The 822-nt window shown below is 43.1% G+C and carries 2 protein-coding genes; both read right to left on the minus strand.

Going from position 1 to position 822, the window contains the following annotated elements; translation table 11 throughout:
* Positions 1-241: 241 nt before the first annotated feature.
* A complete protein-coding gene (locus tag ACMFKV_RS07205; protein WP_413154927.1) occupies positions 242-469 on the minus strand; it encodes a hypothetical protein in 228 nt (75 codons plus the stop codon).
* The coding region (locus ACMFKV_RS07210) for a lysozyme (RefSeq protein WP_413154928.1) at positions 466-822 on the minus strand (357 nt) is incomplete at its 5' end. The genes ACMFKV_RS07210 and ACMFKV_RS07205, both read right to left, overlap by 4 nt.

Below are 822 nucleotides of genomic sequence, written 5' to 3' on the forward strand. Positions count from 1 at the left end.
TTCATAAAGCGAGACATCATTTTCACACTTTGGTAGGTAACAATTATCTCTTGCAGCATTTCTTTTTCTGCATCCGTAAGCTCTGTGTGCTTTTCAGTTTTTCTTTTAACCATGTTTCCACCCACACAAACGCTCACCCTGTTTGTTATGCTTTAAGATGTCTCTTGCTAAGCTGGAACTCATTGTAGTGAGGTCTTGACGTTCCAAATAAATTGGTCTCCAACCAACACAAGAAGCGCACTCATTTGTCACGCACCCAGCGAGAAAGCTCAACGCGCACATCAGCATCACTTTTTTTGTTAATTTCATTTTCCACCTCAAACCGTGTTGTTGCTGCCTCTAAAGCTTTCTTCGTTTGCTTTTGTTGCTCTGCATTTTTGCCAAGGGAGAAAGCTTTCACTAAAGCCATAAAAAAAGCAGCGAAAGCTGCCATGAGAGGGAGGAGATTCTTCTTGACCCACCACATCATAAGCGTTGCTCATGAAAGCATTTAGCTATAAACGCAATACCAATACAGGCTGCTATCACCATAATGGCTGCCAATGCCCATTGAACGGGATCATTCCCTGCTAACAAGCCTCCAAGCCCCGAAAAAGAACCAATGATTGGTGCAAGTGCTTCTAGTTTTAAAAGACCCGCTGGCTCTTTTGTTTCAACTGTTTGATAGTTGGAAGCAACATAAGACCCCTTTACCCATAAACCCGCTTCTGCTGCTCGACGATTAACAAGACCTTGAAGACGCTTTCCACCCGCTTTAGTCCATCTTTGCAATTCGGCTGGCACAGCTTCATAATCACCTTTATTCAGCTTTTTAAGGAGTGT

The sequence above is a fragment of the Bartonella propinqua genome (genome assembly GCF_047263965.1).
In the GTDB taxonomy this organism is placed as follows: domain Bacteria; phylum Pseudomonadota; class Alphaproteobacteria; order Rhizobiales; family Rhizobiaceae; genus Bartonella.